This window comes from Pedobacter sp. SL55 (genome assembly GCF_026625705.1).
Taxonomy (GTDB): domain Bacteria; phylum Bacteroidota; class Bacteroidia; order Sphingobacteriales; family Sphingobacteriaceae; genus Pedobacter.
Genome location: NZ_CP113059.1, coordinates 1,202,153 through 1,219,594 on the forward strand (window position 1 = coordinate 1,202,153; position 17,442 = coordinate 1,219,594).

The following is a 17,442-nucleotide window of genomic DNA, read 5'->3' on the forward strand; positions in this document are numbered from 1 at the left end:
AAAATTGAAATGAAGAAATTACTTTTGTTATTTGTGTTGGCTCTTAGTTTACAGCAGGTTTTGTATGCTCAAAAAACGCTAAAAGTTTGGGTGGTAAGACACGCTGAAAAAGATGCTTTAGACCCTCAAGATAAAGATCCGGATTTATCGGCAGACGGGGCAAAAAGAGCTGAAGCTTTAATGAAAAGGCTAAAAGGGCAGAAGATAGATTCAATTTTTGTTACAGACTACAAAAGAACAAAGCTTACAGGTTTTCCGTTGGCCGATAGGATTGGCATTTCGTTGAAAACCTATGAGCCAAGCAAGGCTTCAGAGCTTTCGGCCAACCTAAAAGCAAATGCCGGAGGTAAGAAAATACTGATTGTTGGACACTCTAACACTGTTTTAGAATTGATAGAAGCTTTTGGAGGCAAAAGACCTGTAGCTAAGCTCTCTGATGATGATTATGACTATATTTTTGAGCTTACTATAAAGGGCGATAAAGTGGATGTAAAAACGGATCATTATGGCGAAGAAAGCCGTAGTAAGCCGGGAGCAGAGCAGAAAGAAATGAAAATGTAGGATTTAGCCGGGCTAAATCTTCGGAATATTATCCTTTATTGGTTTAACGGGTTTGCCTTATCATAATGCCAACTTGTGTAGCGTTTTACAGTTTTTCAAATGGAATATCCATTAAAGGATAATCTTGCCAGCCTATAAAATCAAAGTGCCACCACTCGTTATAGATCACTTTAAAACCATTTGCTTGCATGGTGTTGATCAATAAATCTCGATTTTTGATGATTTGAGGCGGAAGGTTGGTGTAATGTGCCGCTGCAGCAGCTTCAAAACTATCATAAGGGGTGGGCATGGGCACATCTTTACCCGTTTTTAAATCGATGATACTTAAATCAACCGCACAACCGCGATTGTGTTTAGATCCTTTCGCCGGATTAGCGACAAAGTTTTTATCACTAGCTTTTTCATAGAAAGAAACGGTTACCGCGTAAGGCCTGTATCCATCATAAATTTTAAGACCGTAGCCCTTTTTCTTCAGCTCTGCTTGTATCAACTTTAGCTTTTCTACCACTGGTTTGCGGGCAAAAGCACGGGCCTGCTTGTACATTACCTGCTTCATGAAGTTGTTTTTTGTTGCATAGCGGATATCAAGCACAACAGATGGGATGGCTTTTTTGATATCAACCAGTTCCAAATTTGGATTTTGGGCTACATCTGCCTTGTAAACCTCAAAGTCGTCGACAATCTTTAAACCATACTTGCTTTGTGCATTTTTTTGAGCGCATGCAGTTACACAGGTTGTAAGCAGTAATAAAAATAACAAAAGCCTTTTCATTTTCCTGACGGTTATTGGTTAGAAAGCACCAGCAGCTCTAAATCTTTATAGGGTAGGTTAAACATATTGGCTAAATCTTTATTGGTCAAGTGTCCTTGGTAGCAATAAAGGCCATCTCTAATTCCTGGTCTATTCCATACCATATTCATTAAACCGCCCATGTCGCCAATATCTACCAGTATAGGCGCAAAGATATTGGTTAGCGCATAAGAAGCTGTGCGAGGCACTCTAGAAGCTATATTAGGCACACAATAATGTATCACATCGTGCTTTACAAAAACAGGGTCTTTATGGCTGGTTACTTCCGAAGTTTCGAAGCAACCGCCTTGGTCTATACTTACATCAACCACCACAGAGTGCGGTTTCATTTTGGCTACGGTTTCTTCCATTACTACACAAGGGCTGCGGCCATGATCAGAGCGTATGGCTCCAATCACTACGTCGCAAGTGGTAATGGCTTTTGCTAACACTATGGGCTGCATTACCGATGTAAAAACCCTGCTTCCTAAGTTGTTTTGCAGTCGCCTCAGCTTGAAAATGGAGCTGTCGAACACTTTTACCTCGGCGCCCAAAGAAAGGGCTGTTCTAGCTGCGTATTCGCCAACGGTACCAGCGCCTAAAATTACAATTTCGGTGGGTGGTACGCCTGTAAAACCACCTAGCATTAAGCCTTTGCCTCCAAAAGCACTGCTCAAGTATTCGGCTGCAATAAAAATAGAAGTGGCACCCACAATTTCGCTCATGGCACGTACTACGGTAAGTACATTGCCTTCATCGCGGATGTTTTCGAAACACAAAGCATTAATTTTTTTGCTAGCAAGGCTTTCAATATTTCTGCTTTTAATGTGCCAATTTGTAGTGCCGAAATCAATGTTTGGCCTTTGTGCATTAGAGCAATTTCTGCTATCGTTGGCGGAGCAATTTTTACAATGATATCGGCAGCCCAAACATCTTTTTTGTCGAAAGATATTTGTGCACCTTGCTCGCTATAATCTTTGTCGCTGAAATTAGCGCCATCGCCCGCACCAGTTTCCATTATCACTTTGTGGCCGTTATTAACCAAAAGCGCTACAGAGAGTGGCGTTAACGCAATTCTACATTCCTGATGAGAAGTTTCCTTCGGTATTCCAATAAATAAGCTGTTGCTTTTTTTCCAGTTTCTAGCATTGCTTCTTGGGTTTGCATTAAACCTCTTTGGGCAATTGCCGCCATTTCATCGCGTAGTCCTGTAGCCATTATTTATGGTGTAGTTTAAGAAAATGAAGATACGAAAAGATAATGAAAATCTTAACTATGCGTGATATCAACCTTTATACTTCAATTTTAGTGAATTGAAATATCCGTTGCTCATTACCATTAACGGATATTTCAACTTTTACATATTCTTCGGGCAGTAATTCGGCCACTTTAGATGGCCATTCTATTAAGCAATAATTACCGCTGTAAAAATATTCTTCGTAGCCAATATCGTAGGCTTCTTGTAGGTTTTTCAATCTATAGAAATCGAAATGATAAACAGCACCTTTAGCACTATCGTATTCGTTAACAATAGAAAAAGTTGGGCTGCTAACCACATCTTCCACCCCTAAAGCCTCACAAAGTGATTTGATAAAGGTAGTTTTCCCGGCTGCCATGTCTCCCTCAAAAATGAAAAACTTTTGATCGTTGGCAAATTTTAATAATTCTTCGGCAACATGAGGTAATTCTGCTAGGCTATTGATAGTAATAGATTTCATTCTATACAAAGATATACTTTAACCACATAGATACATAAGACAATTATCTATGCGCCTATGTGGTTGATGGCTATTTATTACCATAAGTCACTATCGGGATAATCATTTCTTCCATAGAAATACCGCCATGCTGGAATGTTTCGTTATAATAATTCACAAACTGGTTATAGTTGTTCTGGTAAACGAAATACTGATCTTCCTTAGCAAAAATATAATTAGAACTGATATTGATTTTTGGTAATTTGGCTTCGTGAGGGTTTTTAATCAGAAATACCTCTTTTGCATTGAAATTAAGGTTTTTGCCTTGTTTGTAACGTAGGTTGGTATTGGTACTTCTGTCGCCAATTACTTTGCTAGGATTTTTAACACGAATGGTGCCGTGATCTGTAGTGATTACTAATTTAACACGTTGTTGGGCTAATTTTTTAATCAACTCTAACAAAGGAGAGTGCTCAAACCACGATAGGGTTAACGAACGGTAAGCGGCATCATCGTTAGCCAGTTCTCTGATCATCTGCATATCTGTTCTTGCATGCGAAAGCATATCAACAAAGTTGAAAACGATGGCATTTAGTTCATTATGCATTAAGTTGTTCACTTGATCTACTAAGTCCTTTCCTTGGTCAAACGTGAGGATTTTATGGTAGCTAAACTTGCAGTCTTTCCTTAAGCTACGCTTGATCTGTTCACCCAAAAAAGTTTCTTCGTGCAGGTTTTTACCGCCTTCATCGTCATCATTTTGCCAAAGGGACGGAAACTTTTTCTCCATGTCCAAAGGTGTTAAACCAGAGAAAATCGCGTTTCTAGCATATTGTGTAGCTGTGGGTAAAATACTAGAATAGGTGTCTTCTTCTTCTAAACGGAAATGTTCTGCTATCAGCGGATTAATAATTTTCCACTGGTCGTACCTTAGGTTGTCAATTAATATAAAAAATACCGGCGTACTATCATTAATCAACGGAAACACTTTTTTCTTGATCAGCTCATGAGAAAACAACGGTGCATCGCTACTTCCATTAATCCAATCTATGTAATTATTTTCTACAAATTTCGAGTACTGCTTGTTCGCCTCTGCCTTTTGCATGGTTAAAATTTCATGCATTTGTGGGTCATCTAGTTTTTCGAGTTCCAGTTCCCAAAAAATCAGCTTCTTATAAACATCTACCCATTCTTCGTAAGTCAATTTGTCATTTAAGGTCATTCCAATGTTCCTAAAATCTTGCTGATAAGCCGATGAAGTTTTTTCGCTTACCAAGCGTTTGTTGTCGATCAGCTTTTTGATGGTCAATAAAACCTGCTTAGGGTTTCCGGCTTAATTAAGTAATCATCTATTTTAGAACCAATGGCATCTTCCATTAAGTTTTCTTCTTCGCTTTTGGTAATCAGCACTACTGGCACATCAGAACGGATGTTTTTAATGGCAGAAAGCGTTTCCAAACCTGTTAGTCCAGGCATATTTTCGTCTAAAAAAACCAAATCGAAATGTTCTTTTCCAAACGCCTCTAAGGCATCGTTACCATTTGTAAAAGTGCTAACAGCGTAGCCTTTTTCGTTCAGTAACAAAATATGAGGTTTTAGTAGGTTAATTTCATCATCAGCCCATAATATCTTCGTTTCCTGCATTTTATATCGTTTTTGTGTAATTTAAGAGATTAAAAAGCGCTCGGCTTTTCTACTGTCGATAAATTTAGCAATTTTTGTACCGCAATAATTACAGTTGGCAGTTTTTAGTTTGCAGTTGGCAACGTTCCAACATTAATAACCTTTCAACGTTCCAACAGATTACAGAATGAACAAAAAGAAAATCATTAACGACCCAGTTTATGGGTTCATCACTATACCTTCAGAACTTGTTTTTGATCTTATTTCTCATCGCTATTTCCAACGTTTAAGGTACATTAAGCAGCTAGCGATGACGCACATTGTATATCCTGGAGCATTAAATACAAGGTTTCATCATGCTTTGGGTGCGATGCATTTAATGAGTTTAGCACTAGAAGTGTTAAAAAGTAAGGGACACCAGATTAGCGCAGAAGAAGAAGAGGCGGCAACCATAGCCATCTTATTACATGATATTGGTCACGGGCCATTTTCCCATGCCCTAGAACATACTTTGGCTCAAGGTATTAAGCACGAAGATATTTCTTTGTTAATGATGGACAAGCTGAACGAAGAGTTTGGAGGTAGGTTAACCTTGGCCATCCAAATTTTTAGAGGGAAATACCACCGGAAATTCTTTTGTCAGTTGATTTCTGGTCAGGTAGATTTAGACAGGATGGATTACCTTAATCGCGATAGCTTTTTTACCGGCGTTAGCGAAGGTGTAATCAGTTTTGATCGGATCATTAAAATGTTCAACATTGTTGATGACCAATTGGTGGTTGAAGAAAAAGGAATTTACTCGGTAGAGAAGTTCTTAATTGCCCGTAGGTTAATGTACTGGCAAGTTTATTTACACAAAACAGTGATTGCGGGCGAGCAGCTGTTGGTAAAAATATTAGAGCGTGCAAAAGAATTGGCTCACCAAGGAGTTAAGTTATTTGCTACGCCTGCTTTACAGCATTTTCTTCAAAACGATATCAGCGAAGAAAGTTTTTTTAAGGAAGAAATTCATTTGCAGCAGTTCTCTAAGCTGGATGATCAGGATATTTACGCTTCGGTAAAAGTTTGGGAAGACAGTGAAGATTTTGTTTTATCGCAGCTTTGCAAAATGTTAAATGCACGTAAGCTTTATAAGGTTGAGATTACTAATGAAGCGCCAAGTGCAGAAAGATTAGCTCATCTGAAAACAGAAACTGCGAAATTTCTAGGCATCGGTAGCGAAAACATACATTACTTCGTATTTACAGATAGCATTACCAATAGGGCTTATAATGCAGAGAGTAGCAATATCAATATTTTAATGAAAAACGGAACATTGTCTGATATTGCAAAGGCATCAGATTTATCTAATTTAGAATCATTAGATAGAACGGTTAAGAAACATATACTGTGCTACCTAAGAGGGATTTAGCATTTTTTAACAAAATAATGAGACAAATTCGCCGTTAATTCGTCTTACTAATACCTAAGATTGATAATTTGTTCATATCAATTTAACATTTAACTTTGTAACATGCAATTTACTGCCAAGCAGATAGGCGAATTTTTAAACGGAACAATAGAAGGCGATGAAAACGCTCAAGTGAGTACGCTTTCTAAAATAGAAGACGGCACAGCTGGCGCACTTTGCTTTTTATCTAATCCAAAATACGAGAACTTTCTTTATACAACCGCTGCGTCTGTGGTTATAGTAGCTAAAGATTTTGTGCCCACGCAACCTACAGCAGCAACTTTGGTTAAGGTACAAGATCCTTACAGTGCTTTTTCGGTACTGTTAGATAAATACAACGAAGTTGCGAGCATGAACAGCGAGGAAGTAGGAATTCATAGTTCGTCTTTTGTTCATCCCACAGCTACCATAGGTAAAAACGTATACATTGGCGCTTTTTGCTGTATCGAACAAAATGTAGTAATTGGCGATAACACGAAAATTTACCCGCAAACTTACATTGGTGCCGATAGTAAAATAGGTAAAGACTGTAGGTTTTTTCCGGGTGTTAAACTATATAAGCACACCATTGTTGGCGATAGGGTAACCGTACATTCTAATACCGTAATAGGTAGCGATGGGTTTGGTTTTGCCCCACAAAAAGATGGCTCTTACAACAAAATTCCTCAAATTGGAAATGTAGTAATAGAAGATGATGTAGAAATTGGTGCCAATACCAGCATAGACAGAGCTACAATGGGCTCTACTTTTGTTCGTAAAGGCGTTAAATTAGACAATCTTATTCAAATAGCCCATAATGTAGAGGTTGGCGCACATTCTGTAGTAGCGGCACAAACCGGAATTTCGGGCAGCACCAAGTTGGGAGAAAACTCCGTAATTGGCGGACAGGTTGGTATTGCGGGGCATCTTACCCTAGGCAAGAGAACCCAAGTTGGCGCTCAAGCGGGCATCAATTTTAATACTGAAGAAAATAAACAATGGCATGGTAGTCCGGCACAGCCGTTAAAAGAATGGATGCGCTCTACCGTGATATTTAAGAAGTTGCCAGAAGTAGATAAGCGGGTAAGAGAATTGGAAACTAAAATAGCGGAGCTTACTGCTGTGATAGAAAAAATGACAACAACACAAACACAATAATGAACGTTAAGCAGAAAACTATAAAAGGCGAGATATCGGTTCAGGGCGTTGGTTTACACACTGGAGCCAATGTAACTTTAACCTTTTGTCCGGCACCAGAAAACCACGGGTTTAAATTTCAAAGGGTTGATTTGCCTGGCGAGCCCATTATTGATGCAGATTGTGATAATGTTACCGATACCGCAAGAGGCACAACAATTACACAAAACGGAGCCAGTGTAAGCACCGTAGAGCACGTAATGGCTTCTTTGGTGGGTATGGATTTAGACAATGTGTTGGTTAAAGTTGATGGTCCAGAAACGCCAATTATGGATGGAAGTTCCATTAAATTTATTGAAGTGTTGGAGCAGGTTGGTTCTGCCCTGCAAAACGCAGATAGAGAGTATTTTACTATTCCGCATAACATTACCTATACCGAGCCAGAAAGAAGCGTAGAAATTGTGGCTATGCCGCTAGACGATTATCGCTTCACTTGCATGATCGACTATAATTCTCCCGTTTTGGGAAGCCAGCATGCTGGTATCACTACCATTGGCGAGTTTAAAAAAGAAATTGCTTCTTGTAGAACTTTTTGTTTTCTGCACGAACTAGAATATCAATTACAGCATAACCTTATTAAAGGCGGAGATTTAAACAATGCCATTGTAATTGTAGATAAAGAAGTTACCAAAGATGAGCTACAGCACTTAGCAAAAATCTTTAATAGAGAAGAAATTGATGTAGCCCCACAAGGGATTTTGAACAATATGGAACTACGTTACCAAAACGAGCCTGCACGTCATAAATTATTAGATATGATTGGAGATTTGGCTTTGGTTGGCGTACACCTTAAAGGCCATATTATGGCAGCCAGGCCAGGCCACGCGGCAAACGTAGCCTTCGCTAAAAAAATTAAAGCAGCAATAAAAAAAGAAAAAGGCAAAAAGAAAATCAATGTTTATGATGTAAATGCCAAACCCTTGTACGATGTGGTAGATATCATGAAGATACTGCCGCACAGGCAGCCTTTTCTGTTTTTAGACAAAGTGCTAGAACTTAGCAAAACTCACGTAGTTGGGGTTAAAAATGTAACCATGAACGAGGAGTTTTTTAAAGGGCATTTTCCGGGCGCACCTGTTTTCCCTGGCGTAATTCAAATTGAAGCGATGGCGCAAACAGGAGGTATTTTAGTGTTGAGTACAGTGCCAGATCCAGAGAATTATTTAACCTATTTTCTTAAAATAGATAATGTACGCTTTAGATCGCAAGTACTGCCTGGAGATACCATTGTGTTTAGATGTGATTTGGTAGAGCCCATTAGAAGGGGTATTGCCCAAATGAAAGGCGTAGGCATGGTTGGCGAAAGAATTGCTGTAGAAGCAGAAATGATGGCCCAAATTGTAAAAGTAAAAGATAGCGATAGCACAAAATGATACAACCCTTAGCATACATACATCCGCAGGCTAAAATTGCCGATAACGTAGTTGTGGAGCCATTTGCGGTAATACATAAAGACGTAGAAATAGGCGAAGGCACTTGGATTGGTTCTAACGTAGTCATCATGGATGGTGCACGTATCGGAAAAAACTGCCGCATATTTCCAGGCTCGGTAATTTCTGGTGTGCCGCAAGACCTAAAGTTTGCAGGCGAGGTTACCACCGCAGAAATTGGAGATAATACCACCATCCGCGAATGTGTAACCATTAACCGTGGCACCAAAGATAAATGGAAAACCGTGGTGGGTAATAACTGCCTAATTCAGGCTTATTCGCACATTGCACACGATTGCCAAGTAGGTAACTACTGCATTTTTTCAAATAGCACCACATTAGCTGGCCACATTACCATTGGCGATTACGTAGTTTTGGCAGGTCTGGTTGCTATCCATCAATTTGTTAAAGTGGGTTCACACGCTTTTGTTACGGGCGGTTCTTTAGTGCGTAAAGATGTGCCGCCTTACGTTAAGGCAGCAAGAGAGCCGTTGTCTTATGTAGGTATCAACTCTGTCGGTTTACGCCGTAGAGGTTTTTCTTCAGAACAAATTAACGAAATACAAGAAGTTTACCGTATTCTTTTCGTTAAGAATAACAACGTAACCAAAGCATTGGATACTATTGAAGCAGAATTTCAACCAACAGAAATTCGTGATGAAATTGTAGATTTTATACGCAACTCTAACCGTGGCGTAATGAGGGGTTTTGGCTCTGGCGGCTAGGTATATATGCAGATTATCCTTGAGAATTTAGGTAGACGATTTAACAAAGAATGGATCTTTAAAGAGGTCAGTTATGTGTTTTCTCAAGGACAACAATACGCCATATTGGGTCCAAATGGCTCTGGCAAATCTACGCTGTTAAGTGTTTTACTGGGCAACCTTACTCCATCAGAAGGTAAGATTACCTACAAGGATGAAAAAGAAATCCTCCCCGAGAACATATTTAATTCCATTAGCTTGGCGGCGCCGTATCTGGATTTGATAGAAGAATTTACACTGCAGGAAACGATAGAATTCCATTTTAAATTTAAAGCGTACCAAGAAGGATTTGATGCCGCTGCGGTTTTAGATTTATTAGCCTTAAGCAAGGCAGAAGATAAGCCTTTGAAATATTTTTCGTCGGGAATGAAGCAAAGAACCAAGCTTGCTTTGGCTTTTTGTACCCATACACCTATTTTAGTTTTAGACGAACCCACCTCTAATTTAGATACACAAGGTACTGATTGGTATTTGAGTTTAGTTGAAAAATTTGCGAAGGATAGACTGGTTTTAGTAGGTTCTAATCAGTCTTACGAATATCAATTTTGCCAACATCGCTTAAATATTTTGGACTATAAAAAGTAAAATTTATATGATAAATGTGCCGAAATGTAGGTTTAAACCCAACTAAAGCACATCAAAAAAATATTTTAAAATTGCTATTGCGAGATTGAAAAATAGTATATACCTTTGCGCCACGAAATACGGACGAGGTATCAGCGTTTAAAAATCGGGAAAACACCATAGGTGTTGGATATAAAAAGAAATAAAAGTGCCAAAGTTTACGTTTAATACGAGAGCGGCGGATACATATAAAGAGTAAAATAAATTTTCATAGTTTAGTTTTAGGTTTAGGTTGATTGTGGCTTCGGAGTGGTTCCCGAAGCCATCTTTTTTTGCACTAAATTTTAAAAATTGTTTTTACCTTGCAGCTTCAAAAATAATAAGTAACAAAGTATACATAGTAATGGCAAAAGCATCAGAAATAAAAACAGGAAATATCCTTCGCGTAAATAACGAGTTGGTTACTGTTGATGAGTGGAATCACCGTACACCAGGTAAAGGCGGCGCTTTTTATACTGGGAAATTTCGTAACATTAAAACAGGTAGATTGGTAGAAGCTCGTATGAATACCGATGAAGCGGTAGAAATTTGTAGAGTAGAAACCAACGATTACCAATATTTGTATGAAGAAGGCGACGCTTTAGTGGTAATGGACAACAATACTTACGAGCAGTTTAATGTTTCTAAATCGCTATTTGGTAACGCAATTAAATTCCTAAAAGAGGGAATGAATGTAATTGTTTCTATTGAAAGCGAGGAGCCTATTATGGCGCAACTGCCAAACTTTGCAGAGTTCGAGATTACGTATTCGGAGCCTGCGGTTAAGGGCGATACTTCTACCAATGCATTAAAAGCTGCAACGCTTGAAAACGGCGTAGAGGTTAAAGTTCCTTTGTTTGTTAACCAAGGCGATAAAATTAAAGTAGATACACGTACTGGCGAGTATGTAGAGCGTGTAAAATAAAGTCGGGATTTTGGGATTTTCAGGATTTTGAAGATCACGATTCTTAAAAAACAATTGATGGCTTTGGGTTTTTCCAAGGCCATTTTTGGAAATTAGTATTTCCAAATTGTCATCCTGAGCTTGTCGAAGGATTTTTATTACACCCCTCAATAACGGCGAAGTGGCAGATAAATCAACCCTCAGAAAACAAGCCTTAGCACAAAGAAAGGCGCTATCTGATAGCGAGTTTTTGGCGATGAACCAATTGCTTTTGGAACAGTTTAAGACGCTTAATTTTTCTGAGGTAAAAAGTATACATGCTTTTTTACCCATTGTGAAGAAGCGAGAACCAGATACTTTTTTGATGATTGATTGGTTAAAAGAAACTTATCCGCATATTCATATTGTGGTGTCTAGGTCTAATTTTGAAGATCACTCTATGAGCCACCATCTTTTTAGCAGGGAAGATTTAAAAGAAAATGCCTACCAAATTTTAGAGCCACAAACCAAAACTGTTTTTAAAGATAAAATAGATATGGTTTTGGTACCTCTGCTGGCTTTTGATAGGCGTGGCTACAGAGTTGGTTATGGCAAAGGTTTTTACGATAGGTTTCTGTCGGAGATTGAAACCGTTAAAGTGGGCGTTTCCTTATTTGATATTTTGCAGGAAGAGATTTCGGATGTGCACGATAATGACATTCGTTTGGATTTGTGCATTACACCTAGTGGAATTATAAAAATTGAAATATAATCTCGATACTTGATACTCAAATTTCAATACTTGTAAAAATGGAAAAGGACTTTAGAATTACTACGGCTAAGCAATACGAAGATATCATGATCGCTATTTTTGAGATGCAAGAGCAAGAAGAGCCTTTAACATCAAAAGAGCTAGCCGATATGGAAATTATGATGAAGGCAGCAGAGCGCTACGAAGATGAGGAGCTTTAGTTAGTTATCCTGCAGATTTTCATAGGTCAGAAATGCAGATTTAAGATGGTGTGACTGCCTTGCCTGTTGAGGAAATTAGCTTATAAAATCAACTGCTCTTCATAAAATCACTTACTAAATAAGCAATTGTTTTTCCTATGGTTTCGTCTTTTCTGCCGTTGTTTAGTTGGTAAGCCCCTTCGCAAATATGTAGATAAGTAAAGTTTTTTTGTAGTTGGAGCAGGAGCTGCCTAATCTCGTTTAAGCTAAAACCACTTGGCGTGCTAGCGCTAGCCAAAACTCCACAAATACTATCTAAATCTATTTCTAAGGCTAGCGGCTGTTTTACGCCGTTTAAGAGAATTTGTGCGGCAACGTTAAGGTCTTGTTGGTAGGCAAGCAAATCGTCGAAATAAAAGGCCTTAACGGCGCTATTTTCGGAAATGAATTGTTGCTGAGCTTCGGATAAATAATTTTGATGTACGCCTAACATTCGATATTGCTCTAAAAAGCCTTCTTCTAATGCTGTACTAAAGCCATTGCCGCTATGTCGGCCCTCATCGGTGTTTCTTAAATCAGTATGCGCATCAATATTTAGCACATTTACGGTGGTTTTTAGAGCCTGTGAAGTGCCTTTAATAATAGGATAGCAATTGTTGTGTCCGCCGCCAATAACGATTGGAACCTTTCCTGCAGCTACAATAGCTTGTATTATAGGATAAACCAAATCATCAATTTCTGCAACTGTTTTTCTTAGTTCGTTAATATCGGTGGTATTATTTGCGGGGATGTTAAATTCGCCCAAAACCAAAAGATCTTGGCCTTTGAGAAATTGATTTTGCTGCAAGTTAAGCAATGTTTTTAGTGCAGGTCGCCAAGCAGTATGTGCTCCGCCAATACCATAATTTGCCCTTACGCCAATATCTTCTGGAATACCTAAAAGTACAAATCTTGCAGGCGATTGCTTTAGGCCATCCGTAGAAATAACCCCGTGGGGGTAATAGACAACGTTTTGCCCGAGTTTTGTTTCGCCATCACGTTTGTTAACTAAACTTAAAATATCGCTTTTCGAAAAAATTTGAAAACTATCCATGGTAAATTTCTCCATTTAAAATTACAGTTTCTATTTGGCTTTGACCAAAACTGTAGGGCAAATAAGCCAGCGAGCTCATTGGTCGGGTAATAAACAAATTCGCTTTTTTGCCAATGGCGATGCTACCCACATCATTACTTAATTGCATTGCTGCGGCGCCGTTTAATGTTGCTGCATTTATAGCTTGCTCTGGTGTCATTTTTAGTTTGATACAGCCTAATGATACTACAAAATTCATGTTTCCAGATGGGGTAGAACCGGGGTTGTAGTCGCTTGCTAAGGCTACAATAGCGTTGCTGTTAATTAAGGCTTTGGCATTGGCAAAAGGGATGTTGATGTAAAAAGAACATGAAGGCAATAAGGTGGCAATGGTATTGCTTTCGCCCAATGTTTGCCATACGTTTTCATCGGTTTCTTCTAGATGATCTACAGAAATGGCTTGGTGTTTTACACCCAGTTGTGCCGCTCCAGAACTAGATAATTGGTTCGCATGAATTTTTGGCTTTAAGCCATACTTGGCAGCTACGGTTAAAATTTGTGCGGTTTCTTCGTTAGAAAAAAGTCCTTTTCGCAAAAAACATCAATATAATCTGCTAGCTTTTCTGCTGCAACTTTGGGCAAAAGGTCATTGATAATTAAATCGATGTAAGCTTGGTGGTTGTTCTTGTATTCGGTTGGATAAGCATGGGCAGCCAACAAAGTTGCCTTAATTGGTATTGGAAATGCAGCTTTCAAACGTTGAATTACCCTAAGCATTTTCAACTCACTTTCTACAGTTAAGCCGTAGCCACTTTTAATTTCTACTGCTCCTGTACCGTGCTTAATCATGTCGTTTAAACGGATGCTCGCACTTTCAAACAACTCATCTTCAGTAGCTTTTTGAAGCTTATTGGCCGAGTTTAGAATGCCTCCACCTGCAGCGGCAATTTCCTCGTAGGTTTTACCAGCAATTTTGAGGGCAAATTCTTCTTCTCGTGGTGCTGCAAAAACAATATGCGTATGGCTATCGCACCAAGAAGGGAACACAAAGCGGCCATCTGCCGAGATTTGAGATTTGAGATTTGAGATTTGAGACGGCACTTCGCTCATCAAACCAAAATCCTTAATTAAACCATCTTCTAGCAACAACCAAGCGTTTTCCAAAATAGGTAGGTTTGCCATTTCGCTGCCGCGAAGGCTTAGGGTTTCTTTTGGATGAACGCCAACTAAGGCTTTGATGTTGGTAATGAGCATAGGTTATGAGTTGCGAGTTGTGAGTTGCCGGTTTGGGCTCGTAACCCATAACCTTTAACCCATAACTCAATTTAGTTCCAATAAAATAGGGCAGTGGTCGCTGTGTAGTGCATCTGGTAAAATACGTACATTTTTAAGCCTGCTTTCCATTTCTCGGGTGGTTAGATGGTAATCGATACGCCAGCCCAAGTTCTTGCCTCTTGCCCCAGCACGATAGCTCCACCAGGTGTAATGGTGTGGATCTTGGTTAAAATGACGGAACGAATCAATGAAGCCGTTATTGATGAAAAGTTCCATCCATTCGCGTTCTTCGGGTAAAAACCCAGATGAGTTGGCGTTAGATTTTGGGTTGTGGATATCAATGGCTTTGTGGCAAATGTTGTAATCTCCCGAGATAATCAGGTTTGGATGTTCCTTTCTCAGTTCTCCAATATAGCTATCAAAAAACTTCATGAACTCGTATTTTTTTGCTTGCCTTTCGTCGCCACTAGAGCCCGATGGCAAGTAAACGCTCATCAGCGAAAAATCTTCAAAATCAGCACGTAAAATCCTTCCCTCGGCGTCAATCCACGGCTCGCCACAGCCGTATTCTACGTGTTTTGGCTTTATTTTAGTAAAAATAGCCACACCACTATAGCCTTTTTTCTCTGCCGCAAACCAATAATGATGATAGCCTAAATGTTCAATTAAAGCCAAAATATCCGGTATTTGTTCTTTCAGGGCTTTTACTTCCTGTAGGCAAACCATGTCGGCATCTGTGGCTTGTAGCCAAGTAAATAAGCCTTTGGTTGCTGCGGCACGTATGCCATTTACGTTGTATGATATGATTTTCATTTTTTATTTTCTTTATTGCCGTTGGTTTAAACCAACGGCAATGAAATATTATTTACTGGCTTTGGCCAACTTGTTCAATTCTTTTTCCAATCTTCTTGCTTCACGCTTTTTGAGCACGGTAACCGTCATTTTTACATCTTCTTTAGGTCTGTTTGCCGCTCCGGTTGTTACGCCAGCAATGCTGTCTATCATTGCTAAGCCTTTTACCACTTCGCCGTAAACGGTATAATTTCTGTCTAAATGTGGCGTACCGCCAATGGTTTTGTAAACTTCTCTTTGGTAATCAGGAATTTTGTGTTTTAGCCTATTCTTCTCCAGATTATTCAGCTGTTCATCTGTGAAAACTTTGCCTTGCACCAAATAAAATTGGCTGCCGCTCGATGCTTTTTCTGGGTTGTTGTCTCTTGCCGCCGCTAAAACTCCCTTTTTATGGAAAATACTATCTCTAAACTCAGCAGGTACGGTATATTTCGGGCCTCCATTGCCCAGAGTTTGCGTAGAGTCGGCATTTTTCGAATCGGGGTCTCCACCTTGGATCATAAAATCCTTAATCACTCTGTGAAAAATGGTGCCATTGTAATAACCTTCTTTGGCCAATTTTAAAAAATTATCACGATGCAAAGGGGTTTCGTTGTAAAGCCTAACAATGCATTCGCCTTTGGCTGTGCTTATTTTAATATATTGATATTTTGGTTTTGCAGAATGAGCGAAACTGTAGCAAAATAGGAGACAAATGAGCAAGAGTTTTTTCATGTTGAAATAGAATTTGCGCTAAGTTATTTAAAAAAAATAAGGTGTTATAATTTAGCCACAGATGCACAGATTTAATATCCTGATTGTCTCATTTATGTAGATAAATTATCTGTGCATCTGTGGCTAAAAATGTCTGTCTAAAGTTGAATTATCGCCTGTGGTTTTAAGCAAAACAAATAATTAACTATTTTAGTGTTTGATGAAGCTTTACATTAAAAATATGGTATGCGATCGCTGTAAAATGGCGGTAAAACAGGTGTTTTCTAAGTTACAGCTAAATCCCACCAATGTGGTTTTAGGAGAAGTTGAGCTGAAAGAGGAAAGGTTACCAGAACCAAAATATCAAGAGCTAAAACAAGCTTTGGAGAAGCTCGGTTTTGAGTTGTTAGAAGACAGGCGAAAAACCACAGTTGTTCAGATTAAAGCAGCTATTGTAGAGTTGGCTCATTACAATAAGGAGCCCTTAAAAGTAAACCTTTCTGAGTATTTGAGTAAAAAGTTGGCAACAGATTATGCCTCATTAAGCAACCTTTTTTCTGTAGAAGAAAACAATACCATAGAGCATTACTACATCCAGCAAAAAATAGAAAAAGCTAAAGAGCTACTGAGCTATGGCGAATTAACGTTGAGCGAAATCGCATTTCAATTGAATTATAGTAGCGTAGCACATCTTTCTGCCCAATTCAAAAAGGAAACAGGCATTACGCCATCTCAATTTAAGCAAGATTTAAAACGGAACACTTTGGATATTTTGTAAACTCTCCTACGGATTTTCGCTGATCAACTCTGGAGATTGGAGGGAATTTTTAACAATCCTTTTATTCTCAACATTCTAACAACAGGAAATTCTATTCTTCTTAAATCTGCGGTTTAATCTGTTTAAATCTGCGGGACAATCTACTTTCTTAACATACATCAACTTTTTGCCGACAGTGCTGTTGTAACTTTGTGTTCAATTAATTAAAAGACAAAGACATGAAAAAATTATTCTTATTCCTTTTGGCAACTAGCTTAACTGTAGCTACGTTTGCTCAAACCAAGTGGACGGTAGACCCGATGCACTCTTTTGTAAACTTCTCGGTTAAGCACTCTGGAATTTCATTTGTAGATGGCTCTTTTAAGAAATTTGATGGTACAATAGAAGCCAGCAAAGCTGATTTAACTGATGCGAAAATAAATTTTACCGTTGATGTAGCTAGCATTAACACCAGTGTAGAGATGCGTGATAACCACCTAAAATCTGATGACTTTTTTAGTGTAGCTAAATATCCAAAAATGACATTTGTAAGCACTTCTTTTGTAAAACGAGGAGTTAAATCGCCGAAGAAAGCAACCAACACCTATGTTTTAAAGGGTAAATTGACTATTAAAGATGTAACCAAAGACGTTTCTTTTTTTGTAACGTATGGTGGTACTGCTAAAGACCAACAAGGTAACACCAAAGCAGGTTTTATGGCCACTACTAAAATTAATCGCTTAGATTATAACATCAATTACGACCCTACTGGTGCTGGCATTGCTAAAGACATTAACATTACCTTGAACTTGCAATTTGCGCAAGCTAAGTAATGTTGCTTCCCGCAGATTTTCGCGGAAAAACA

General features: G+C 38.8%; 18 protein-coding genes and 2 pseudogenes. 11 read left to right on the forward strand and 9 right to left on the reverse strand.

The window, feature by feature from the left end; translation table 11 throughout:
* Positions 1–9 precede the first annotated feature (9 nt).
* On the forward strand, positions 10–561 hold the full coding sequence (locus tag OVA16_RS05485) for a SixA phosphatase family protein (protein WP_267764047.1): 552 nt from the start codon (positions 10–12) through the stop codon (positions 559–561).
* 85 nt (positions 562–646) lie between these two features.
* Here the strand turns inward: OVA16_RS05485 and OVA16_RS05490 are convergent, their stop codons facing one another.
* The 4 genes and pseudogenes from OVA16_RS05490 to OVA16_RS05505 form a co-directional block, all read right to left on the reverse strand.
* On the reverse strand, positions 647–1,333 hold the full coding sequence (locus OVA16_RS05490) for a M15 family metallopeptidase (RefSeq protein ID WP_267764048.1): 687 nt from the start codon (positions 1,331–1,333) through the stop codon (positions 647–649).
* Positions 1,334–1,344: 11 nt separating this feature from the next.
* A pseudogene (locus OVA16_RS05495) lies at positions 1,345–2,569 on the reverse strand (alanine dehydrogenase).
* 74 nt (positions 2,570–2,643) lie between these two features.
* On the reverse strand, positions 2,644–3,069 hold the full coding sequence (gene tsaE, locus OVA16_RS05500; RefSeq protein WP_267764049.1) for a tRNA (adenosine(37)-N6)-threonylcarbamoyltransferase complex ATPase subunit type 1 TsaE: 426 nt from the start codon (positions 3,067–3,069) through the stop codon (positions 2,644–2,646).
* 70 nt (positions 3,070–3,139) lie between these two features.
* Positions 3,140–4,692 (reverse strand): annotated as a pseudogene (locus tag OVA16_RS05505) (PglZ domain-containing protein).
* Between the two features lie 166 nt (positions 4,693–4,858).
* Between OVA16_RS05505 and OVA16_RS05510 the strand changes: the two are divergent.
* From OVA16_RS05510 to OVA16_RS05545, 8 genes are all read left to right on the forward strand, one after another.
* Positions 4,859–6,082, forward strand: a complete 1,224-nt coding sequence (locus OVA16_RS05510) for an HD domain-containing protein (protein ID WP_267764051.1) — start codon at positions 4,859–4,861, stop codon at positions 6,080–6,082.
* A 102-nt stretch (positions 6,083–6,184) separates the two neighbouring features.
* Positions 6,185–7,258, forward strand: a complete 1,074-nt coding sequence (lpxD, locus tag OVA16_RS05515) for a UDP-3-O-(3-hydroxymyristoyl)glucosamine N-acyltransferase (protein WP_267764052.1) — start codon at positions 6,185–6,187, stop codon at positions 7,256–7,258.
* A complete protein-coding gene (locus OVA16_RS05520; RefSeq protein ID WP_267764053.1) occupies positions 7,258–8,670 on the forward strand; it encodes a bifunctional UDP-3-O-[3-hydroxymyristoyl] N-acetylglucosamine deacetylase/3-hydroxyacyl-ACP dehydratase in 1,413 nt (470 codons plus the stop codon). The genes lpxD and OVA16_RS05520 overlap by 1 nt, the downstream gene beginning before the upstream one ends.
* The gene (lpxA, locus tag OVA16_RS05525; protein WP_267764054.1) at positions 8,667–9,452 is read left to right on the forward strand and encodes an acyl-ACP--UDP-N-acetylglucosamine O-acyltransferase; all 786 of its coding nucleotides are present in this window, start codon (positions 8,667–8,669) and stop codon (positions 9,450–9,452) included. Before OVA16_RS05520 ends, lpxA begins: the two co-directional genes overlap by 4 nt.
* 6 nt (positions 9,453–9,458) lie before the next feature.
* On the forward strand, positions 9,459–10,076 hold the full coding sequence (locus tag OVA16_RS05530; RefSeq protein WP_267764056.1) for an ABC transporter ATP-binding protein: 618 nt from the start codon (positions 9,459–9,461) through the stop codon (positions 10,074–10,076).
* Between the two features lie 382 nt (positions 10,077–10,458).
* Entirely contained in the window at positions 10,459–11,019 is a 561-nt protein-coding gene (gene efp, locus OVA16_RS05535) for an elongation factor P (RefSeq protein WP_138728129.1), read from the forward strand.
* A 160-nt stretch (positions 11,020–11,179) separates the two neighbouring features.
* Positions 11,180–11,749 carry a 5-formyltetrahydrofolate cyclo-ligase gene (locus OVA16_RS05540; protein ID WP_267764059.1) on the forward strand — a complete coding sequence of 190 codons (570 nt, stop codon included), beginning with the start codon at positions 11,180–11,182 and terminating at the stop codon, positions 11,747–11,749.
* 38 nt (positions 11,750–11,787) lie between these two features.
* The gene (locus tag OVA16_RS05545) at positions 11,788–11,949 is read left to right on the forward strand and encodes a hypothetical protein (protein ID WP_267764060.1); all 162 of its coding nucleotides are present in this window, start codon (positions 11,788–11,790) and stop codon (positions 11,947–11,949) included.
* A gap of 88 nt (positions 11,950–12,037) precedes the next feature.
* Here OVA16_RS05545 and OVA16_RS05550 read toward each other — a convergent pair whose 3' ends face one another.
* The 5 genes from OVA16_RS05550 to OVA16_RS05570 form a co-directional block, all read right to left on the reverse strand.
* Positions 12,038–13,036 (reverse strand): formimidoylglutamase, encoded by a 999-nt coding sequence (locus tag OVA16_RS05550; protein ID WP_267764062.1) that lies wholly within the window; start codon positions 13,034–13,036, stop codon positions 12,038–12,040.
* Positions 13,014–13,595, reverse strand: a complete 582-nt coding sequence (locus OVA16_RS05555; protein ID WP_267764063.1) for an amidohydrolase family protein — start codon at positions 13,593–13,595, stop codon at positions 13,014–13,016. The genes OVA16_RS05550 and OVA16_RS05555 overlap by 23 nt, the downstream gene beginning before the upstream one ends.
* Positions 13,550–14,254 carry a hypothetical protein gene (locus OVA16_RS05560; RefSeq protein ID WP_267764065.1) on the reverse strand — a complete coding sequence of 235 codons (705 nt, stop codon included), beginning with the start codon at positions 14,252–14,254 and terminating at the stop codon, positions 13,550–13,552. The genes OVA16_RS05555 and OVA16_RS05560 overlap by 46 nt, the downstream gene beginning before the upstream one ends.
* Before the next feature lie 66 nt (positions 14,255–14,320).
* The gene (locus tag OVA16_RS05565) at positions 14,321–15,088 is read right to left on the reverse strand and encodes an exodeoxyribonuclease III (protein ID WP_267764066.1); all 768 of its coding nucleotides are present in this window, start codon (positions 15,086–15,088) and stop codon (positions 14,321–14,323) included.
* A gap of 48 nt (positions 15,089–15,136) precedes the next feature.
* The gene (locus tag OVA16_RS05570; protein WP_267764068.1) at positions 15,137–15,841 is read right to left on the reverse strand and encodes a peptidylprolyl isomerase; all 705 of its coding nucleotides are present in this window, start codon (positions 15,839–15,841) and stop codon (positions 15,137–15,139) included.
* Between the two features lie 241 nt (positions 15,842–16,082).
* Between OVA16_RS05570 and OVA16_RS05575 the strand changes: the two genes are divergently transcribed.
* Both OVA16_RS05575 and OVA16_RS05580 read left to right on the forward strand, forming a co-directional pair.
* A complete protein-coding gene (locus OVA16_RS05575) occupies positions 16,083–16,598 on the forward strand; it encodes a helix-turn-helix domain-containing protein (RefSeq protein ID WP_267764069.1) in 516 nt (171 codons plus the stop codon).
* A gap of 218 nt (positions 16,599–16,816) precedes the next feature.
* A complete protein-coding gene (locus OVA16_RS05580) occupies positions 16,817–17,410 on the forward strand; it encodes a YceI family protein (RefSeq protein ID WP_267764070.1) in 594 nt (197 codons plus the stop codon).
* Positions 17,411–17,442: the final 32 nt, after the last annotated feature.

What these genes read in the sequence shown, in the direction of transcription:
- OVA16_RS05485 (WP_267764047.1), top strand. Translation starts at nt 10, where the DNA reads ATGAAGAAATTACTTTTGTTATTTGTGTTGGCTCTTAGTTTACAGCAG.
- OVA16_RS05490 (WP_267764048.1), bottom strand. Translation starts at nt 1,333, where the DNA reads ATGAAAAGGCTTTTGTTATTTTTATTACTGCTTACAACCTGTGTAACT.
- tsaE (WP_267764049.1), bottom strand. Translation starts at nt 3,069, where the DNA reads ATGAAATCTATTACTATCAATAGCCTAGCAGAATTACCTCATGTTGCC.
- OVA16_RS05510 (WP_267764051.1), top strand. Translation starts at nt 4,859, where the DNA reads ATGAACAAAAAGAAAATCATTAACGACCCAGTTTATGGGTTCATCACT.
- lpxD (WP_267764052.1), top strand. Translation starts at nt 6,185, where the DNA reads ATGCAATTTACTGCCAAGCAGATAGGCGAATTTTTAAACGGAACAATA.
- OVA16_RS05520 (WP_267764053.1), top strand. Translation starts at nt 7,258, where the DNA reads ATGAACGTTAAGCAGAAAACTATAAAAGGCGAGATATCGGTTCAGGGC.
- lpxA (WP_267764054.1), top strand. Translation starts at nt 8,667, where the DNA reads ATGATACAACCCTTAGCATACATACATCCGCAGGCTAAAATTGCCGAT.
- OVA16_RS05530 (WP_267764056.1), top strand. Translation starts at nt 9,459, where the DNA reads ATGCAGATTATCCTTGAGAATTTAGGTAGACGATTTAACAAAGAATGG.
- efp (WP_138728129.1), top strand. Translation starts at nt 10,459, where the DNA reads ATGGCAAAAGCATCAGAAATAAAAACAGGAAATATCCTTCGCGTAAAT.
- OVA16_RS05545 (WP_267764060.1), top strand. Translation starts at nt 11,788, where the DNA reads ATGGAAAAGGACTTTAGAATTACTACGGCTAAGCAATACGAAGATATC.
- OVA16_RS05550 (WP_267764062.1), bottom strand. Translation starts at nt 13,036, where the DNA reads ATGGAGAAATTTACCATGGATAGTTTTCAAATTTTTTCGAAAAGCGAT.
- OVA16_RS05560 (WP_267764065.1), bottom strand. Translation starts at nt 14,254, where the DNA reads ATGCTCATTACCAACATCAAAGCCTTAGTTGGCGTTCATCCAAAAGAA.
- OVA16_RS05565 (WP_267764066.1), bottom strand. Translation starts at nt 15,088, where the DNA reads ATGAAAATCATATCATACAACGTAAATGGCATACGTGCCGCAGCAACC.
- OVA16_RS05570 (WP_267764068.1), bottom strand. Translation starts at nt 15,841, where the DNA reads ATGAAAAAACTCTTGCTCATTTGTCTCCTATTTTGCTACAGTTTCGCT.
- OVA16_RS05575 (WP_267764069.1), top strand. Translation starts at nt 16,083, where the DNA reads ATGGCGGTAAAACAGGTGTTTTCTAAGTTACAGCTAAATCCCACCAAT.
- OVA16_RS05580 (WP_267764070.1), top strand. Translation starts at nt 16,817, where the DNA reads ATGAAAAAATTATTCTTATTCCTTTTGGCAACTAGCTTAACTGTAGCT.